The sequence below is a fragment of the Candidatus Saccharibacteria bacterium genome, assembly GCA_016700315.1.
Lineage (GTDB): Bacteria > Patescibacteriota > Saccharimonadia > Saccharimonadales > SZUA-47.
The window spans coordinates 186,370-204,955 of sequence record CP065013.1; the positions used below are offsets into that span (position 1 = coordinate 186,370).

At 44.6% G+C, this 18,586-nt stretch carries 20 protein-coding genes; 12 read left to right on the forward strand and 8 right to left on the reverse strand.

Annotated features, from left to right (window positions below):
• Positions 1 to 73: 73 nt before the first annotated feature.
• Positions 74 to 1,078 carry a transposase gene (locus tag IPO96_00845; GenBank protein ID QQS65095.1) on the reverse strand — a complete coding sequence of 335 codons (1,005 nt, stop codon included), beginning with the start codon at positions 1,076 to 1,078 and terminating at the stop codon, positions 74 to 76.
• Between the two features lie 137 nt (positions 1,079 to 1,215).
• Here IPO96_00845 and IPO96_00850 point away from each other — a divergent pair, with 137 nt between their 5' ends.
• The 5 genes from IPO96_00850 to IPO96_00870 all read left to right on the forward strand — a co-directional run bounded on the left by IPO96_00850 (position 1,216) and on the right by IPO96_00870 (position 5,914).
• Complete coding sequence (locus tag IPO96_00850) at positions 1,216 to 1,659, forward strand: hypothetical protein (GenBank protein ID QQS65096.1); 444 nt, start codon at positions 1,216 to 1,218, stop codon at positions 1,657 to 1,659.
• Between the two features lie 59 nt (positions 1,660 to 1,718).
• The gene (gene priA / locus IPO96_00855; GenBank protein QQS65097.1) at positions 1,719 to 3,656 is read left to right on the forward strand and encodes a primosomal protein N'; all 1,938 of its coding nucleotides are present in this window, start codon (positions 1,719 to 1,721) and stop codon (positions 3,654 to 3,656) included.
• A gap of 64 nt (positions 3,657 to 3,720) precedes the next feature.
• Positions 3,721 to 4,290 carry a peptide deformylase gene (gene def / locus IPO96_00860; protein ID QQS65098.1) on the forward strand — a complete coding sequence of 190 codons (570 nt, stop codon included), beginning with the start codon at positions 3,721 to 3,723 and terminating at the stop codon, positions 4,288 to 4,290.
• A 3-nt stretch (positions 4,291 to 4,293) separates the two neighbouring features.
• A complete protein-coding gene (locus IPO96_00865; protein QQS65099.1) occupies positions 4,294 to 5,202 on the forward strand; it encodes a methionyl-tRNA formyltransferase in 909 nt (302 codons plus the stop codon).
• A 103-nt stretch (positions 5,203 to 5,305) separates the two neighbouring features.
• A complete protein-coding gene (locus IPO96_00870; protein QQS65100.1) occupies positions 5,306 to 5,914 on the forward strand; it encodes a transposase in 609 nt (202 codons plus the stop codon).
• Between the two features lie 33 nt (positions 5,915 to 5,947).
• Here the strand turns inward: IPO96_00870 and IPO96_00875 are convergent, their stop codons facing one another.
• From IPO96_00875 to IPO96_00895, 5 genes are all read right to left on the reverse strand, one after another.
• Positions 5,948 to 6,613: a hypothetical protein gene (locus IPO96_00875; protein QQS65101.1), complete on the reverse strand. Its 666-nt coding sequence runs from the start codon at positions 6,611 to 6,613 to the stop codon at positions 5,948 to 5,950.
• A gap of 39 nt (positions 6,614 to 6,652) precedes the next feature.
• On the reverse strand, positions 6,653 to 7,042 hold the full coding sequence (locus tag IPO96_00880) for a hypothetical protein (GenBank protein ID QQS65102.1): 390 nt from the start codon (positions 7,040 to 7,042) through the stop codon (positions 6,653 to 6,655).
• 104 nt (positions 7,043 to 7,146) lie between these two features.
• Positions 7,147 to 8,895 carry a hypothetical protein gene (locus tag IPO96_00885; GenBank protein QQS65103.1) on the reverse strand — a complete coding sequence of 583 codons (1,749 nt, stop codon included), beginning with the start codon at positions 8,893 to 8,895 and terminating at the stop codon, positions 7,147 to 7,149.
• Positions 8,896 to 8,901: 6 nt separating this feature from the next.
• Positions 8,902 to 10,659, reverse strand: coding sequence for a translation initiation factor IF-2 (locus tag IPO96_00890; protein ID QQS65104.1), 1,758 nt, complete (start codon positions 10,657 to 10,659; stop codon positions 8,902 to 8,904).
• A gap of 54 nt (positions 10,660 to 10,713) precedes the next feature.
• A complete protein-coding gene (locus IPO96_00895) occupies positions 10,714 to 11,835 on the reverse strand; it encodes a S1 RNA-binding domain-containing protein (GenBank protein QQS65105.1) in 1,122 nt (373 codons plus the stop codon).
• A 211-nt stretch (positions 11,836 to 12,046) separates the two neighbouring features.
• On the opposite strand from IPO96_00895, the gene IPO96_00900 reads away from it, so the two are divergent.
• Together IPO96_00900 and IPO96_00905 are read left to right on the forward strand one after the other, a co-directional pair.
• Positions 12,047 to 12,856 (forward strand): ROK family protein, encoded by an 810-nt coding sequence (locus IPO96_00900; GenBank protein ID QQS65106.1) that lies wholly within the window; start codon positions 12,047 to 12,049, stop codon positions 12,854 to 12,856.
• A 59-nt stretch (positions 12,857 to 12,915) separates the two neighbouring features.
• Positions 12,916 to 13,365 (forward strand): hypothetical protein, encoded by a 450-nt coding sequence (locus IPO96_00905; protein ID QQS65107.1) that lies wholly within the window; start codon positions 12,916 to 12,918, stop codon positions 13,363 to 13,365.
• Here the strand turns inward: IPO96_00905 and IPO96_00910 are convergent.
• Positions 13,362 to 14,210 carry a hypothetical protein gene (locus IPO96_00910; GenBank protein ID QQS65108.1) on the reverse strand — a complete coding sequence of 283 codons (849 nt, stop codon included), beginning with the start codon at positions 14,208 to 14,210 and terminating at the stop codon, positions 13,362 to 13,364. The two genes, IPO96_00905 and IPO96_00910, sit on opposite strands and share 4 nt — an antisense overlap.
• Before the next feature lie 105 nt (positions 14,211 to 14,315).
• The gene (locus IPO96_00915) at positions 14,316 to 14,510 is read right to left on the reverse strand and encodes a hypothetical protein (GenBank protein QQS65109.1); all 195 of its coding nucleotides are present in this window, start codon (positions 14,508 to 14,510) and stop codon (positions 14,316 to 14,318) included.
• Between the two features lie 384 nt (positions 14,511 to 14,894).
• Here IPO96_00915 and IPO96_00920 point away from each other — a divergent pair, with 384 nt between their 5' ends.
• The 5 genes from IPO96_00920 (at position 14,895) to IPO96_00940 (ending at position 18,566) form a co-directional block, all read left to right on the forward strand.
• Positions 14,895 to 15,359 (forward strand): GNAT family N-acetyltransferase, encoded by a 465-nt coding sequence (locus tag IPO96_00920; protein QQS65110.1) that lies wholly within the window; start codon positions 14,895 to 14,897, stop codon positions 15,357 to 15,359.
• 48 nt (positions 15,360 to 15,407) lie between these two features.
• Entirely contained in the window at positions 15,408 to 15,896 is a 489-nt protein-coding gene (locus IPO96_00925) for a hypothetical protein (protein QQS65111.1), read from the forward strand.
• Positions 15,897 to 16,430: an L-threonylcarbamoyladenylate synthase gene (locus IPO96_00930; protein QQS65112.1), complete on the forward strand. Its 534-nt coding sequence runs from the start codon at positions 15,897 to 15,899 to the stop codon at positions 16,428 to 16,430.
• A 223-nt stretch (positions 16,431 to 16,653) separates the two neighbouring features.
• Complete coding sequence (locus IPO96_00935; GenBank protein ID QQS65113.1) at positions 16,654 to 17,601, forward strand: hypothetical protein; 948 nt, start codon at positions 16,654 to 16,656, stop codon at positions 17,599 to 17,601.
• Between the two features lie 2 nt (positions 17,602 to 17,603).
• On the forward strand, positions 17,604 to 18,566 hold the full coding sequence (locus tag IPO96_00940; protein QQS65114.1) for a histone deacetylase family protein: 963 nt from the start codon (positions 17,604 to 17,606) through the stop codon (positions 18,564 to 18,566).
• The last annotated feature ends 20 nt before the right edge of the window (positions 18,567 to 18,586 follow it).

Here is an 18,586-nt window from a genome sequence, read left to right on the forward strand (position 1 = left end):
AAGTCTTTTGTTGTTACTCCAACAACTAGTATAACTACTGGCTATTAAATTTGCAAAGATTTGTGGAGGTTCACTACATCGAGGACAACTCTATCTCTAGTTTGGACCTATACTCGTTTGGTGTCAAATAGCCTAGGGATTGGTGAGGTCTGTAATCATGATACTTGTCCAGCCAGGTGTTTATGATGTCCTGCTGATCTTTGATGTCTATGGCTAGGCCACCCCACTGGATGCACTCCCTTTCAAGAGTTCCAATAAACCTCTCAACGTGTGGTTTGTCTTTAGGTGTTCTGGGTCTAGCCCAATAGTGTTCGGTGGTCTGAGTGCTTAGGAGAGCAGTAAACGCACCCATGTTCTCGCTCCCGTTGTCGGTTAGCACCGCATCAGGCAACCCTAGCTTATGGACTGCCTTACGCCAAGCAAGCGCTCCCTGAGCGCTTGAGATTGTTGAACTGACATGGACAGCCACCTGCTTGGAGACTACATCAATAGCTACGAAGCCATAGCGTTTTGCGCCTATGCTAGGTAGATGTTTTACATCTACCTCGATTAGTTGTCCTGGCTTTACTGCCTTGAACCCAGTGGGCTTACGCCGCTTCTTGAGGCTAGCTAGCCTCCGAGGATGGTTCTTGGGCTTAACTGGAGGAGCAAAGAAAAGCTTGTAGTGAGTTGTGATACGGCCAATGGTGGAGGCGCTCAGAGAATAGCCGTAGTCTCGTTTTAGGATTGTCTGTAGTTTGTACTTTGAATACTCTGGGTTGGCTTTTCTGAGTGCTTTTACAAGCGACACAACTTCACTAGGCACAAGACTGCAGCGCGTATTCTTTGGTTTGGTACTAACGGTCTCCAGTCCACTTAAGCCCAAAGAATTAAATCTGTTTAACCATTTGTAGAAACAACTCCTAACTATACCAAAGTGTCGACACGTCAAAGAAGCATTCTTTTCGTGTCCAAGATAGTAGTCGACCCACTTTAACCTGACCTTAGCTTCCTTGGACAAACTCACTGTTTCCTGGACTCTACTAAGTCCTGGAAACATAGCACCTATCCGAGTATGAACCCCGGTACTTCTACTCATAAAGACTCCTCTAGATTTATTCTAGAGTGTTCTCGATGTGTTTGAACCTAGACAAGATTTTTTTGTTTACTTCTTCAGCATTGTAACGCTTGCGAAGTTTTGAGTATTAATTAGATTACCGATATAATGCTTAAGCTATGACTGCTTCGGTTCACGGATTAACAGGTATGGTTATTGGCGCTCTGTTGCCGCCATACTTTGCGGTGCCTCTGGCGTTCATATCGCACTTCGTTTACGACTCACTGCCACACTACGGCATCTCAGAGAAATCCAGAGACAAATCAAGAAAGTATAAAACAATCGTTACATTCGATACGCTTTTCGCGCTTAGCTTCGCTGCGATATCAGCCTACCTTAATAAATGGTCTATGTTTTGGGTTGGCTGGGTCGCCTACTCACCAGACTTTATGTGGGTATACGAATACTTCACAAACAACAAAAAGTTATATATGAAGCCAAGAAGTGCTTTCGCCAAATTTCATAAAAGAATTCAGAAACACGAACGACCTAGCGGGATATACATCGAGATTGCCATACTACTAATGCTACTGCCTCTAGTAATTCATCTTCTGTCAAAATAGAAACTATTTAATTGGTACGTTCTTAGCGACTTACAACCTCTCCCTGCTAATATTGAACTATGTACTACGATGTGGAGACACTGATTCAGTTTGCTGGAAAATCTAGTATATTTACCTATTCATCAGGTAATGAAATCGCTGTTAACACCCTTGTGGCCTTGCCTTTTGGTAAAAAACTAATTCCTGGGGTGGTGCTCCGACAGAACCCTAAGGCTCCAAGCTTTGAGGCAAAAGAAATAACTAATCTCGAAAAAACCATTGTACTTGGCGAGAGATTCTTGGACTTTGCTCGCTGGTTCAAGTCCTATTACGCATTTAAAAGCGATGAATTGTCTCCACTTTTTTTACCAAACTACCTGCTTACTAGAGCAAAAAAAGAGATTTTAGGTAAAACTGCCCCAACATCTAAAATCCAAGATCAGCCACCACTAACTAAAGCTCAGCTATCAGCTCTAAAATCAATAGAAAAATCGAAAGCGCCAATAATATTGGAGGGTGTAGTAGGTAGCGGCAAAACAAGAATCTATTTTGAAGCGGCTCAGAAAACACTTGATGCAGGCAAAAGTGTGCTAATTTTATCGCCCGAAATACCTCTCAGTGAGCACCTTTACAAGAGAGCGCTGAACTTTTTTGGTTCTAATAGAGTTGTGAATTACCACTCGGAGATGAGTGCTGCTGTTAGACGTTCCATTTGGCAAAAAATAGCAAGCAACCAAGAACCACTGGTGCTGATTGGCCCACGTTCTGCCCTGTTTTTGCCTGTCAAAGATTATGGTCTGATTTGCGTAGACGAGTTCCACGAAAACGCATACAAACAGCTCGATGGGATACACTATCATGCAAATGACGTAAGTGCCGCGCTTGCCAAAATTCACGGTGCAAAAATTATCTATGGCAGCGCGACTCCACCGATTCGTGAATACTACTTTAGTGTTGTTAAAAAGTATACAAATATAAAACTCAATCTGCTGGCAACCGGCAATAATACGAAAAGACAGATAGAAATTATCGATCAAAAAGATCGAAAAGACTTTACTAAAAACCCATACCTGAGCAACAAAGTAGTTCAGTCGATTGCAAATGCGTTGTCACATAAACATCAAGTTATGGTTTTACATAACCGGCGTGGGAGTGCTAGGCTGGTACTATGTGAGAGTTGTGCTTGGAAATTCGAGTGCCCGAAATGCGATAATAATCTGGTTTATCACCAGGACAAAAATAAGGCGATCTGCCATACCTGTGGCTATAGTTCAAGACTGCCAGTTGTCTGTCCTGACTGTGGTAGTAGTGAGATACTACTTAAAAGCTTAGGCACTAAGTCTCTAGCTGCTGAGGTTAGCCGGATTTTTCCTGACTACAAGGTAGCAAGATTTGACTCTGATAACAGTAAACAAGACAGCCTTAGTAGTAGACTAAATGAGCTAGAAGACGGGCAGATAGATATTTTAGTTGGGACACAACTACTAGCTAAAGGCTTGGACCTACCTAAACTAGGCTTGGTTGTAATTACTTCTGCCGATAGCCTACTTCAGCTACCTGATTTCGCCAGTAGTGAAAGACTATACCAATTAATCGCCCAGGCTAGCGGACGGGTAGGACGAGGCCACACCGATGGTCTCTGCATAATTCAGACTTACCAACCAGATCATGTGGCCTTTACTATGCTCCGTGGTGCTGATTGGAGAGGTTTTTATGAGGCCGAGCTAGTCGAGAGACGGCTGCATGACTACCCACCATATACTTTTATGCTAAAACTATCGGCCAGAAGAAAAACTGAATCAGGTGCAGACAAGGCTGCTTCGACACTCGCGGATTCACTCAAAAAGACTAAGGGTGTAGTCGTACTGGGCCCAGCTCCAGGCCTAAAAGCTAAAGAGAACAATCAATACATTCGTCAGATAATCGTCAAATCTAGGGATAGAAAAAAACTACTAGCGATTGCTTGGGCTTTACCGGCTGGATGGACGGCTGATCTGGACCCGACTAGCTTGTTGTGAATTGTTTCACGACTAGTTTTAGTTGCTTTTGCTAGGGGTAGAAGCTTGAGTTATACTAAAACGAATGGCCGATATCATTACTTTGCCCAACAAACACTTAAGACAGCGCTCTAAAAAAGTTGCAGTCATTAGTGATGACATAACAAAGTTGATTGCCGATATGGAAGCCGCTACCTTGGCCTGGGAAGACAGCCGAGAACATGAAGTTGGCGTGGCGCTCGCGGCTGTTCAGATCGACAGTCTTACTAGAGTGGTGATTATCCGCGAGGACTTTAATGACAAAGAGAATCGAAACTTTGAAGTTTTCATCAATCCAGAGATCGTAAAATACGAGGGAGTTCTGAAAGAAGATTTTGAGGGCTGTCTGAGTATTCGCGACGTTTACGGCAAAGTTACTCGACATAGCAAAGTACGGATCAAAGCACTTGATCGTAATGGCAAACCGATCCGCTTAAAAGCCGAGGGGTTCCTAGCTCGGGTATTCCAGCACGAGATAGACCATACCAACGGTGTAGTATTCATTGATCATATAAAAGATAACGCAGAGGCTTTTTACAAACTTGACCGTAAGGGCCACCTTGAACCGCTGAATTATGATGCCAGCATAAAAGGCAACAAAGAGCTTTGGGGTTAAATCTTGGGAAAAATAAGAATAGTCTTTTTCGGCAGCGGTCCAGTAGCCGCTGAAAGCTTGAGGCTTTTGTGTAGTAATTTTGACATCGAGGCCGTTATTACCAAACCCAGCACTGCCAAAGAGATGCTAAATGCCTGTGCTAACAGTAAACAGTTCTCAGTAAACAGTAAAAAAGACCTGGATAATTTATTTGAAACTGAGAAGTTTGAGTCAAAAGTAGCTGTACTAATTGATTTTGGCATAATTGTCAGCTGCAAAGTTATAGATTATTTTCCTTTTGGAATAGTAAATAGTCATTTTTCACTCCTACCAGAGTGGCGCGGTGCTGACCCGATCACCTATTCGATACTCTCTGGGCAAAAGCAAACGGGTGTTAGCCTAATGCTTTTAACAGAGAAGATGGACGAAGGCCAGCTTCTAGCTCAGAGCGACCAACAAATAATTGTTGGTGAGACAACGTCGAGCCTCACAAAAAAGCTTATCGGGAGGAGCTACGCGATGCTGGTGGCGATTTTACCGGATTATTTAGATGGCAAATATGGACCTGCCGAACAAATGGAAGCCAGTATGGTGACGGCAGATTTCCCCTCTTACTCAAGAAAGTTGGAAAAGTCAGACGGGCTAATTGATTGGGCTAAGCCGGCCAGTGTAATTGAGCGTGAGATTCGCGCCTTTCAGCCTTGGCCAAAGAGCCGCACCAGACTTGGTGATTTAGAAGTGATTATTACAAGGTCAAAAGTAAAGAGTCAGGAATCAAGAGTCAATATTGGCCAAGTGATAATTGAAGATAAGAGTTTGTTGATTCAATGCGGAAGTGGATTATTAGAAATCTTAGAGCTACAACCTGCCGGTAAAAAACCTATGACAGTCGAGGCCTTTTTGGCGGGCTATAAAAATCGCATCCAAAATTAATATTCATAGCTTTTTTAACAGATCAAATTCAATAATTCACATTTTCCTTATCTGTATAAGGACGGACCTTATACAGATAAGGAAAATGTGATATTTTAATAGTATGCCTTCAAGGAATGTAATTAAGTTTGATACACCTGAAACTTTTTATCACGTCTACGCCCGCGGCGCGAGCAAAGAGACTATCTTTAGAAACACCGAGGACTATAAGTTTTTTATAAAGTTATTCTCTAGATATTTGTCTAAAGAGCCTCAAGAAAGTCGTCTTGGTCCCTACCCGCACTTACGTGGCAAAGTTGAGCTGCTGAGCTTTTGTCTGATGAATAACCATTTTCACATGTTAATCTATCAAAACGATAAATCCTATATGGCAGCTCTGATGAAATGTGTAATGACGAGCTACAGTCGATATTTTAACACTAAGTATGGTAGAACTGGGCCTGTTTTCGAGACTAGATACAAAGCAGCCAAGATTGACGATCCTAGCTACTTTACACATATTAGCCGCTACATACACTTGAATCCGCGGTATTACAAGAACTATGCGTACTCTAGTTACCGATCTATTGTTGATAATGATCATGAAGATTGGCTGCAGCCAGAAAGAATTATGGAAGAATTCAATTCAGTTTCTGAGTTTAAAGAATTCACACAAGACTACGAAAATAGGCGAAACGATTTAACAGATATAAAAAGCTATATCGCTGGGTAATTCACATTTTTCGCCCCTGTATAAGGACGGACCTTATACGAAGAGTTGGTGGGTGAGTTTGGCGGGGTCGGAGGTGAGTTGTCGAGTTTTGAGATTGTACACGGCATCGACAAATGAGTAGCCATAATTTGCCATTACACCAAGAATTTTTTCTCTAGAATCATCAATTAAATATTCGAGTTCTACTGGTGCACCATTTCTGAAGGATGGGGTCTGTCTATAGAACATTACATTGGCTGTGTCTCTGTACGGCACTAAAATGGCTGAGACGGAGTTTGGACTATGACCAGAGAGCAGTTCTGTACCATCAAGATCAAAAGCGGATGGTCTTAGATGATAAAGTGGATCTTTACCTTGATCTGTTGGATGAGAGTGTAGCTCCAATGCAATATCTCTCCTGTAAACCCTTGTGTTGGGCTTGAATAATACGGCTCCTGAATATGTTAACTGTTTTTCAGAAGAAGTTTGATAGTTCCATATGTCGAGTATCCCCAGCTCTACGTCTTCCCTCATTTTTTCGACATCTGGCGTATCAACCTTTGATATTGAAAGTTTGGCCGTTTTCAGATTCTTGTATACGGCGAGGCCGCCTTCGGTGGAGTGCTTCAAAGTAAAGGCCGCCAGATCGCAGACCCTTTCGGTGAATTTGGCACTTTTAAGTACCCGCTCAAATTCATGAGCTTCTAAACCTCTAATCATAATATAAATTATACTATAATTACTGGCATAATACAAATATTAGTTGGTGGGAGTAGTTGGCTGCGGGCTTTCTGAGTTAGCAGCTGGGGATTGAGTTGGTGGCGGGCTGTTTGGGTCTACGCCAGAGCTGGCAAGTATTTGGGGTGCTACGGAACTAATCTCGGACTTGAGTTTCTCTAATTCATCGGCCACAACCTGCTTGTAATTAGGGAAGTTGGTCTCTAGCCACTTTAGCGCACCAGATTCGTCATTGCTATCTATAAATTTTTCAAAGTCACTGAGCTGCTGCTCGCTCATTTGCTCTGCCAGCTTCATACCAACCCGCATTTCTAGCGTGTCATAGATATGTGCCAACATCTTGTTTTTCTCTTCTGGCGGTAATGCACCGAGGCCTAATGAAACCAAAAAGTCATTATCGAGCTTGAACATTTGTATAACCCTTCCCTGTTACTGATTTACTACTATTTTACTCTTAAGCACGCTCCTCGGGCAAGAATTATACCCAGAGAATATCCAAATTAGTAAGAATTGCTTTAGGCAAGTAGCTTAAACAGTAGATATAATGCCATAATCACTACTGCGGTTATCGTACCACTCAGTATGGCTTGTTTCTGCTGTTTGGTTTTTCGAATACGATCTGACTCCTCGTTTAGCATCCACTTGGTCGCCTCTAGTACAGAAGAATGCTCCATGCTCTGATCGTCAGCCACAGATAAATCATTTAGTGCGCTAGAAGTGGGCTGCATACCTTGGTAGGAGCTGCCTTCGGATGAGAGGATCGAACCTATAGACGAGGCGCTGCTGTCTTTAATCTCGCGCTTTAGATCATAATCTTTTTCTCTGAAATTTTCGTTAATCTGACCATACTTAAGAAGTTCTTGCTCGTCTATCTGTGCAGACTCTCTTTCTTCGTATTTAAGGCCGGTTCTATCTAGCTCGATAGCTTCTATGGTATCTTCTTGGAGTAACTCGGGTTTACGTTCATTGGACGCTACGGCTGATTTCTCTGGGGTCGAGTATTCCGAGCCATGGTTTTCGTTTTGGTAGACTTCGGCATTACCTACCCTTTCGATTGTCTGTTCGTTGTTAGACAAACTAATCTGTTCTGCCTCGCTGGCCTTTCGCTCGAGATTTTCATTAACCTCTTGTTTGTTTGCCTCTTCTAGGATGATAGTCTTTACATCTTCCGCCGTTACTACTTGCGGTCTGATTTCTGGCCTGCCAGTCTTGGCACTGTTATCACTCTTAGTTTCAAGCCGTACTAGCCGCTCGTTAGTCTGAGTTTTGCTGTCCAACATCTCTTGCTTAACCTCAGAAAGAACTTTTTCTTCAACGCCTGCAGACCTACGCAAATCCTCGATCTCTTTGGCTTGTTTTTTGACCTTGTTGTGTACTCGATGTATAGCATACCACTCGAGTAGATCCACGGGCCCAACGCCTCGTCTTTCTATTACTCGCTCAGTTTCAACAATTTTTTCGCTAGTCGAAGAGGGGGCAGCGGTCTCAGCATAGCCCGACTCAGGGGGTGGCACTTCACTTGTAGACAATTCTATCTCAGGCTCAGGCTCCTCAGGGGGTACTTCTGGAGGCTCTTCTGGTGGCTCTTCTCCACCGCCAGAACCGTCAAACTCGCTAGCAGGACTAATGTCTTCATCAACTTCTACATGCTCAACACTCTCAGTGAAAATTTCTGTCTCAGGGGCGACAGCTTCTGGTTTAATCTTTGGCGGTCGCTCCGCGGGTGTCGGCACAATTGTCTTAGTAGGCGTAGTATCTTCAATTACTGTTTCTGCTTTATAGTCCGTTTCTTCCGGTACTGCTTCGTAATCAAAAATATCCTCGGCTTCTTCAATGTCATTGTCGGGGACCACAGAGCTCTCAGCCGTTTCCTCTTCGACAATAGTTGCTTCTGGGTTAGACTCTTGAATATCTTCATCTGACTGCTCAACATCGTCTATTGGTTTTTCTTCGGTCTTAAAAATCGCACCAAGCGAAAATTCTTTTTTGTCTTCAGATTCACTCTTGTCCCCTGTTAGAGCACCAAAAAATGAGCCTAGTTTCTTAGACTTTTTGTCGTCTTTTTTATCGTCTTTTTCTTCTTTTTTGTCGCTGTCTTTTTCTTCGTCATCGTCATCATCATCTTCGTGACTTTCTTTGCTGAAGAGTCCGCCTTCGCGACTGTTTTTCTTGGCAAGCTTATCTAAAATCTCGGCCCGTTTAGCATCCGCGTCGTCGCTAGAGCTGTTTTCGTGAGAATCGTGGGAGCTCGGATACCTGTCCATTTTAGTTTATAGAGTACGCTCTTTTACCTCGCGCGTAAAGAACTGTAGCTCGTCACCTTCCTCAATAATTAGCTTGCCGCTAGTCTTCAGCGATATCCCACAAAGTTCACCCTCGATGACTTCACTGGCCTCTTGAGGACCACGCTTAAGTAGGGTGAGCTGGGCTTCGGCGATCTCATCGCCTTTGCGGCTAACTCGAACTGTGGCTGGCATCGACAATTTGCCGCTTATGACTTCACCGCCGCAGATAACTTCTGTTTTGGTGGTTTTGAAAACTGCCTTAACTACTAGGCGGCCCTTTACGGTTTCGACTACTTCGGGAGCTAGCAAGCTAGATAGTTCGGCTTTGACATCATCAATTAGTTCGTAAATTACGCGGTAAAGACGCACATTAACTTTGTCACGAGCAGCCAATTGCTTGACACCACTAGGAAGGCCTACTTGAAAACCATAGATAATGGCATCGGAACTGTGCGCCATCAAAACGTCGTTTTCATTGACATTGCCAACACCAGAACCGATTACTCTAACGGCTACTTCTTCGGTATCTAGGGCCTTTAGGCTGTCGATGACACTCGTCAAAGAGCCTTGGACATCTGCTTTTACGATAATGTTGCGCTCGCTTAGGTTGGTGCTGCGATTCATCATGCGCAAAAGTTCACCACTGGATAGGTTGTTGTAAACATTGGAAGATTCCTTGGCGGTATGGGCTGCCGAAAGCTCACGAGCCTCGCGCTCACTGCTAACTGCGCGGAATTCGTCGCCAAACTGTGGCAGAGTTTTGAACCCAACGATAACCGCTGGGGTTGAAGGGCCAGCCGACTTTAGTGCTTTACCGAGCGTACTTTCAAGATTGCGAACTTTGGCGTAAGAGCCACCGGCCACAATAAATTGGCCGACTTTGAGTGTGCCCTCCTCCACTAGAACTTCGGCGATAGAACCGCGGCCTTTTTCCATATGTGATTCTATGACCAGGCCTCTGGCTGGGACATCTGATCGCGCCTTTAACTCTTCGATGTCGGTAACAAGCAGGACCATTTCGATAAGCTTGTCGATACCTTCGCCTGTTTTAGCTGAGACCGGCACAACGACCGTGTCACCGCCCCATTCTTCTATCAGAAGGTTTTGTTCGGCAAGCTGCTGCTTTAGCCTGTCGGGGTTAGCGCCCTCTTTATCCATTTTGTTCATGGCAACGATCATGCGCACTCCAGCCTTGCGTGCAAAACGTATGGCCTCTAAAGTCTGCGGCTTGATACCGTCATCGGCAGCTACCACGATTATTACAAGGTCTGTCAGATGCGCGCCATGTTCACGAAGGGCTGCAAAAGCTTCGTGCCCTGGAGTATCTAAAAATGTGATACCACGACCCTTATGCTCAATCTGATACGCACTGATGTGTTGAGTGATGCCACCGGCCTCGCCTTTGGCGACACTGCTGCCGCGGATTTGGTCGAGTAGGCTAGTTTTGCCGTGATCGACATGTCCCATCACAGCAATAATTGGTGGTCGCTGTTCGCCACCGCTACTGCGGCGCTCGGAGCGATCCTTGGGCGCATCTTTTTCGGCTTTTTTGCGCACTAGTTCAACTTCTATGCCTAACTCCCCGACAATGATCTGCGCGGTTTCGTAGTCAATTTTTTCGTTGACGGTAGCAAAAACGCCGTTTTTCATTAGTTCACCAATCAACTTGGTGACTGGTAACATCAGTAGATCGGCCAGAGCGCCAACCGTAATGAGCTGATCGATTTCGATAGTCCGTTGCATCTGAGTGGCGCTCCTTTCTTTTTGCCTAAGCTAAATTTACATGGGGGCTATTGGTTATTTATCGGCTTCGGCCTCTTTGCTGGAATCAGCTTTTTTGGCTGATTTTTTGGCTGGCTTGTCGGCCTTGCCTTTGAGGCTTAGTGCAATTTTACGAGATTCTTCATCGATATCGATGACAGTAAAGTTCTTGGTTTCGTTAACTTTGAACACCTTCTCTGGGTCGTTGCCTTCGCCGTCGCCTAGCTCAGAAACGTGAACAAGTGCTTCGACGCTTGGGCTAAGCTGAACAAATGCACCGAAAGGCGTGATGCGGGTAACACGGCCCTCAACTTGGTCGCCTTTTTTGAACTGCTTAACTTCACCTAGCCATGGGTCTTCTTGCATCTGCTTAAGGCTAAGACTGAGGCGCTCTTTGTCGATAGCGATGATTTTGGCTTTTACTTTTTCACCGGTTTTGACGTATTTACGAGGGTCTTCGACTCTTTCCCAGCTGATTTCACTGATATGGATTAAGCCTTCGATACCGTCTACGTTAACAAAGGCACCAAAATCAATCACACCGGTGACAATGCCTTCTACTTCATCGCCGACTTTGAGCGATTCAAAACGAGCTTGCATGCGATCTTTGATAGCTTCTTTTTCACTGAAAATCAGTTTATTTTCTTTTTTGCTAACATCGAGAACACGTACGCTCAGCGGTATCTTGACCAAGGAATTTAACTTCTGCAGAATTTCGTCTTTGTCGGCACCAGAAACACGTGGATAATGATCGGGTGAAAGCTGGCTAACAGGTAAGAACCCACGAATTCCTTCTAGCTCGATCAGTAAGCCGCCTCTGTTAGCATCATAGGCTTGTACTTCGATAGTTTCGCCGGCTTGTTGAACCCTGGTAAGCTCATCCCAACCGCGATCTTTGGCGGCGCGACGCATACTAAGCAGTGCATAGCCTTCGTCCATCTCAGGATCAACGACGCTTACTACCAAACTTTGGCCTGGTTCTAGGGTCTGATTACCCAACTCACGTCGAACGACCATACCTGAGCCGTAAGAACCAAGATCGATCCACACCTCATGCTTTAGTACGCTAGAGACTGTCCCTTCGACAACGTCTCCAGACTTTAGTTGTTTTATATCGGATGAAGCTAAAAGATCATCCATAGTTACTGCTTTAGACATTTTATAAAATGCCTCCTTATTGCTTACGGCACCCCGTAGAGTGTTGTTCCGCCAAACTTTAAGTTAATTATACTCTGTTTTATATCTGTAAGCAAGAGAAGTGTTCTAGCAAATCCCAATTTTCATAATTTTCAATTTTCAAAAAATTGCCGAGCTGCTACTCAGTACTCGGTACTTGCTACTTGCTACTTGCTACTTCATAATTGTGCTTATGGTTTTAGCAATTGATGTAGGTGGCACAAAAACGCTTTTGGCAGTGTTCACGCAGGATGGCGAGTTAAAACAGTCTGTTAAGTTCCCTACACCTCCGGACTACAATGATTTTCTACTTGAATTGGCAAAGAATGTAGACAGTCTCACAACGAACAAATTTATGATATGTGTCACAGCGTTGCCAGGCAGAATTAATCGCAGCAGAGGCATAGCTATCTCTTTTGGCAACTTGACTTGGTCTAATCTGCCGATCGTTGATAATCTTGAAAAAGTCGTTGGTTGCAAGGTTTTAATCGAGAACGACGCTAACCTTGCTGGTCTTTCGGAGGCAAATGAAGCTCAGGCAAAGAAATATAATAAGGTTATATACATCACCGTTAGTACTGGGATCGGCTGTGGCATAGTTGTAGGGGGAAAATTAGACCCTGAAGAGTTGGATGCAGAAGTTGGACATATGCTGCTTGAGTACGGCGACAAACTACAACGCTGGGAAGAATTTGCCAGCGGCAAAGCCATAGTTGCTCGTACCGGCAAACGAGCCGCTGACATACCCGCTGGTGATCCACTGTGGTATTCAATCGCACGTAATATTGCTATCGGGCTAATCAATGTAGTGGCAACACAAACCCCTGATTGCATAGTGATTGGCGGCGGGGTTGGCTCGCACTTTGCAAAGTTCGAGGAACACCTAAAAGAAGAAATGAGACTATACGAAGACAAAATGCTACGCGTACCACCGATTCTGCCAGCCGTAAGAGCTGAAGAGGCAGTAATTTACGGAGCTTACTTAATGGCAAAACAAAACTGATCTAACTGAAGCCTAAACGCAAGGTGTGCCAGCCATTAAACTTCAGATATACTGTTGTTATGGATCTGCTGAGTAAACTTAAGAATGACTACCCTAACCTAAACTTTGAGGAAGGAATAAGCTACTACTGGTCACCAGAAAGAGGTACGGTATATTTTGTAGGTGACGATATGCAAATTAGCGGTCAATGGTCTCTGTTGCACGAAGTTGGGCATGCCCTGCTTACACACCAAAAATATAGCTCTGACTTTGAACTGTTGCAGCTGGAAATGGAAGCCTGGGAAGAAGCAGTTAAACTTAGCAAAGCCTATAGAGTAAAAATCCCGAACAATCATGTCCAAGATTGCTTAGACACCTACCGTGATTGGCTCCATGCTAGAGGTCGTTGTCCTAAATGCGAGGCTCAGGGCCTACAGACCACATCAAAGCAGTACAGCTGTCTGCGCTGTGGCAGTAAGTGGCAAGTTAGCTCAGCCAAGTTCTGTCGGCCGTATCGACGAAAAGTCTAGGCAACCAGCTGTTTAGAATCTGGATTTGGCAGATACCCACCGGCATAACCACGCTTTGGTACGCCATAGATAAACTTTAGTCCTTGCGAGGGCGCCCAATTATCGATAAAATACTGCGCCGATTCCTCACTGACATGCCCGGTTAATACAACTTTTGTTGAATTAGGATCGCCATTGTTGGTTGTAAGCAGAGCCACTGAATTTTTTACCACTACTGCAACTTGGGCTGAAAGATACTCTAAGGAATAACCATCTCCTAGTTGTTCTTTTCGCAAATCGCTTACGGGCTGTCCGATAAAATCCAATTTTGTAGAGTTATTGAGCGCTTCGCTGTAAGCTTGGACTAACCGTTTCACAGTAGAACGGTCTACGCTGTGAGATTTAGCAATTTCGTCGATCGTAAGCTTCAGCACTTCTTCAGGACTAACATTTGGCACTTCACCACGATAGGCTGCTGCAAAATTATGATCGCTTGCAGCTAGAATCTCATCTTCGTGAGTGGGCTTAAGACCTAAATACAACAAAACTTGTCCCAATGAGGATGCTCTTAAGGCTTCTGAGGCTGGCAAATCATAGCCTGGATCACCAGGGCGATGATGATCGATACGAACAAATTCTTGTACCCCTTGAGGCTGACATTCTACAAAAACCGCTTTGTGCCCTAGTGGGATTTCAGTTGTTCTAGCTTGGTATGCAGTTTGGCCGTTAACAGGACCGCCGTTTGGAGATAATGCTTCGACGTAGGATAGACCTTGGCCGTCCAAAATATCGCGTATGCGGCGCATCTCAGGATCATCTGCGCCAAGGACAAAGTAAGGTATGAGTGCTTCTGGACTGGTTGCCATATTATTTAGCTTAACATTTTTAAGCATATTTTGCAAAATGACAAATTTAACTCCTCTACAGGTCTAGAGGAGTTAAATTAAAGAGTCGCTAGTTTATTGGATAACTTAGGCTTTTTTGCTGCGGCGACTGATGCGGCCACCTTTGGCGCCAGCAATACGAGCTAGTTCACGGTTAGCGAAAAAGCCACCGGTTTTGCCTTTTTTACCACCGGCTGCACCGATTTTTGCGTAAAAATCACTACCGTACTTTGCTTTGTTTGTAGCGGCTGCTGCGCGGCCACCTGCTTTTGTTCCTGCCATTTGATATTCTCCTTCGTGCGCGCTCCTTTGGTGCTGCACATCTTGGATGCATGCTCCGCTTCGTAGGACTCAGCGTACTTCATAGTACGCTTACGCCTCCGATGCTCGTCTGCATCAAACCTGCACTAGCACAAAGAACCACTTAACAGTGGAAATGGTAAGCTTTTTAGCTTCCAAATCCAGGCTGCTAGTTAATAATTTTGACTCCACGCTTCTAGTTGGATGCCAAACAAAAAAGAGGCTTTAACAGCTAACTCTTTCTTGCTCTCGCAAGTTAAGTATTGTTAACTATTTACCCTCTTTTTGTTTGGCTTCTTTCGAAGTTACTTTAACTTTAGCACAATGAATTGCTTATGTCAAATTTTTTTGATATTATATAATCTAATGAGCAAGTTTGTTATCAAAGAAGTCAGAGAAATTGATTATGCACTGGTAAGCGCAGCCAGAGACTTATCTTCATTACTTACTTCTAGTAACCAGGTTACTCTTACGAAGAGCTACCTGGAGCTTATGGTTGCTAATCCCTGTAACTACTGGCTTGTGGCCCAGGAAACTACTACCCGAAAGTACCTTGGTATGGCTTCTTTGGTCATTATGCACATGCCGACTAATGTAAGGGCAAGCTTGGAAAATGTTGCCGTTTTACCTAGTGAAGCAGGAAAAGGCATAGGCACTGCGCTGTGTTTTGAAGCCAAAAGGATAGCCGATGAAAATGAAGTTAACACCCTGCGCGCAGCGGCATTAAAAAATAATACAGCATCCCTAAGAATGCTAGAAAAAGCAGGCTTTGTAGTAGAATATTCTATGGATTATTTGGAGTGTAGCATTTCAAGGGGCCCTAGATTTTAAGAGTATGACTAATAATAAGTGTTATTTTTACTGCTATAATTAGCTGACATGGCAGAGCATGATATTTTTCATCAGATTTTAGATGTGCTAAAAACAGACAACTGCTGGCATGAGACTTTTGAGCACGGCCAAACAGTACGCACTAGCGAGGAAGCCGCTGCCCTGCGCCCCAATTACACGCTTAGCGAAGGTGCCAAAGCCTTGATTGTTCGACTGAAAATTCCTAACCAAGGCAAGAGATTTGCTATGGCAGTGCTGCCAGGTGACAAGAAATTTGACAGCAAAAAGCTCAAAATCGCTAGCGGCGCTAATGATCTGAGGTTTGCCACTGAAGAGGAGGTCTCGGAACTAACTAAGGGCATAAAACCAGGTGGAGTGCCGCCTTTTGGCAACCTGTTTGGTATCGCAGTCTATGCAGACAGTGGTGTTTTTGACAACGTAAAGATAATTTTTAATGCTGGCCGCGACGTGTCAATAGCGATGTATAGTGAGGATTACAGAAAACTTGTTGAACCGATCGTTGGTAGTATCGTTTAGATGGACGCGGCACAAGAGCTTCTAGAAGCTGGCGCGGTAGGAGTTCTACCAACTGACACTATCTATGGGCTTGCTGCTCGTGCTCTTGACCAAAAAGCAGTAGCCAGACTCTATGCGTTAAAAAACCGTCGTAATAAGCCTGGAACTGTAATTGCTAGTGGGCTGGACCAGCTGATCGGGCTAGGTTTAAACGCTCGGCAACTCAAGGAAGCTGAACGGTTCTGGCCCGGCCCAGTTAGCGTTATTATCGACTGCCCTTCTAAAAACTTAGAATACCTACGCATGGGCTCAAAAAGTCTTGCCGTTAGGATTCCTAAAGATGAAAAACTACGTCATGTACTAGAGAAGACCGGGCCACTTCTAACAACCAGCGCCAATACACCCGACGACCCTCCTTCAAACACTATCGAAGAAGCTAAAAGCTATTTCGGTGACAAGGTCGACTTCTACATCGACGGTGGCAATCTAAGCAGCCGAAAGCCTTCGAAAATCATTACCATCAACGATCTAGGCCAAGTAACAGTGCTACGGTAGAACAACATCTCACGATAGATGCAGGCGCTTTCTCTTCTATGACGTTTATAATTGACAGATTGGTAATCAAGCTATAAAATATAGCGATTATGGTGATTTGCATAGATTCTAAGAAGTGCAAGCTTATGCCCTTTTGGGGATAGTTTGCTAATTCCTTAATCAATAAGCAAACTACCGCCCCAAAAGGGCGGTTTTTATTTGCAAAATTAAGTTAAGGAGTTTTATGGGTGCGATTGTTACAAGTGCTGGGCAAGTTGGTGTGCAGCGAAGATCTTATGAGCGACTTTATGTTACTGGTCGTGAGCCAGTTACCGAAGTCTGTGCGGTTATAGATACATTATCGAGGTTAGAAGGCATTGTCACTCAGCGCTCACGAGTGCCGAGGGCTGTTTTTAGGCTAATAACCAACCAAACGACCCTGGAGACGCTAGCAGCCGAAGGCCTTAGGTCTGAAGTAGCTGCACCACTGGACCACGTAGACGAAGCTGGTTCTGTCTTTGCGATGTTTGCAGTTGCTAACGCCAAGCGTTCGGAACCTCTAGTAAAAAGAGCGGACATAATCCGCCAAACTACGCCCGAAACGCTTGCGAAAACCGCTACAGCGCCAGAAGTTGATTTGAACGCATGGGGCTACCAACTGTGTAGCCAGCTTGAGACCAGCCAATTCGATAGCCTGCAAGAGCTTTGGGGTCCAACGTTTGACTGGTCAGATGAAAATATTAGTGTCCTACAGCGCCGTCTAAACGACGCAGTTAACAGTGGGCTGTGGTTTGCCGGTGTCTACCACCAAAGCGACTCGACGCAATTAGTGAGTGCCGCAATGGCAGAAATGGTCACTTTAAGAGGCATCAGTAGAGATATACCTTTTGTAGAAAATAGCGAGTGGCGGACCCTACGCCGACACCCGGACCAAGTAAGCGGCTTGATCGTACCAGTGATCAGGCAGCTCAATCATGCTATTGTAAATGAGGTCGACCGTCCATTCATCTTTGCCGAATGTAACTACACAACTCGTGCCGATCGCCGTGGGCATCAAGCTGGAATGGTGATCCCAAACAGGACCTATGCCGACCAAATTTTGGTACAAAACGTAGCCGTTCACGACGGCGCAGATTCTCATCTACTACGAGATTTTATATTTATGACATTAGCTGAAAACGGAAGGAGCTAAACATGATAGCCATATATGATAACTCACATCTTTTACATGATCCTGAATATGAAATTTATGATGGGGCAAAAATAAACTACCCCGAAGTACCCGACAGAATCGAGACAATCAAAAATAGCCTTACTCAAGTTGATGGAGTGGAGTTTATCAGTCCCAAATCTTTCGACGACAAACTTGTGTTCGAGCTACACAGCAAACAATATGTGTCGTACCTAAAAGATACGACTAAGCAAATAGCTCCAAACCGCGACCTATACCCTTCAAACTTCATCCACGATACCTACGCACCGCTAACGCAGGGTACATTCACGGCTGCTCGAAAAGCTGTCGATACCGCTCTAAGAGGAGCCGAGCTAGTGGCACAAGGTGATAGCCTTGTGTACTCACTATGTCGACCACCAGGGCATCATGCTGGCGGAAACTATATGGGAGGTTACTGTTACTTCAACAACGCGGCGGCGGCGGCAAATTTCCTCAGTAAACACGGTAAAGTAGCTATATTGGACATCGATTATCATCATGGCAATGGAACGCAGGAGTTATTCTATGATCGAGACGATGTGCTTTATGTTTCTGTACACGCCGACCCGTCGCTGAATTATCCATACAGTCACGGCTTTGAGCATGAGCGCGGCCGCGGAAAGGGGCTAGGTTACAATCAGAACTTTATTGTAGACAAAAACTGCGGTACAAAACCTTACATGGCTACTTTCCACCAAGCATTGAGTAAAATTAATGAATTTAACGCCGATTTTTTGGTTGTATCACTCGGATTTGACGGATATCGAGACGATCCGATCGCAGGCTTCAATCTATCCTCAGAAGACTACGCATCGATCGCAAAATACATTGCCTATGTAGACTCACCCACTTTGCTCGTGCAAGAAGGTGGATACTGCGTCGAAGCACTTGGCGAACTAGCACGGGTGTTCACAAAGAATATGATGCAACACAAAAACTCATAGTGAACCCCAAAAATTTAGTT